General features: G+C 41.3%; 1 pseudogene. It reads left to right on the top strand.

Annotated features, from left to right (window positions below):
- Positions 1-709, top strand: a pseudogene (locus tag HMPREF2613_RS07510) (hypothetical protein); the annotation flags it as partial.

Raw genomic sequence — 709 nt, 5'->3', positions numbered from 1 at the left:
GAAAATCCTAGCGATAATTGGCAGTGGATAAAGCTATCATATAGCTTTGAGTTGGATGTTTGGAGCGCTACTTTTACATCTAATAAAAATCTTAACGCTGGCGATACTGTTTCATTTTTTACCGGAGAACTCGAAGGGATTGGTAATGCTGATTGGGCCGTTTTAACAGTTGGAGCCATACCAATGACGAGCTGGCAACCTCACTGGTCAGAGACTCAAAAACAACTAGACTCTAAAGCCGACCAAGTTCTAACTCAAGAACAGCTCAACGCTCTCAATGAAAAGGCTGGAGTTATTCAAGCTGAGTTAGAGGCCAAGGCTAGCGCTGATACGCTTGATAACTGGATAAAGGCTTATCAGGATTTTGTCAAGACAAACGAGGAGGCAAGAGCTCAAGCTGAAACAGATTTAATTTCAGCTAGTCAGCGTGTGTCTGAAATCGCCAAAGACTTGGGAGAATTGTCTGACCGCTGGAATTTCATTGATAGCTATATGAGCTCATCAAATGAGGGGTTGGTTATTGGTAAGAATGACGGCTCATCCAGTATGTTATTCAGTCCGAGTGGACGGATTTCAATGTTTTCAGCAGGGATTGAGGTTATGTATATTTCTCAAGGTGTTATACACATTGAAAATGGTATCTTTTCTAAAACCGTTCAAATTGGACGGTATCGAGAGGAACAGTATCATCTTAATCCAGATATGAATG

Source organism: Streptococcus sp. HMSC070B10, assembly GCF_001808665.1.
GTDB lineage: Bacteria > Bacillota > Bacilli > Lactobacillales > Streptococcaceae > Streptococcus.
Note: the sequence above shows the minus strand (reverse complement) of the source record. Positions and strands in the feature narration are given on the sequence as shown.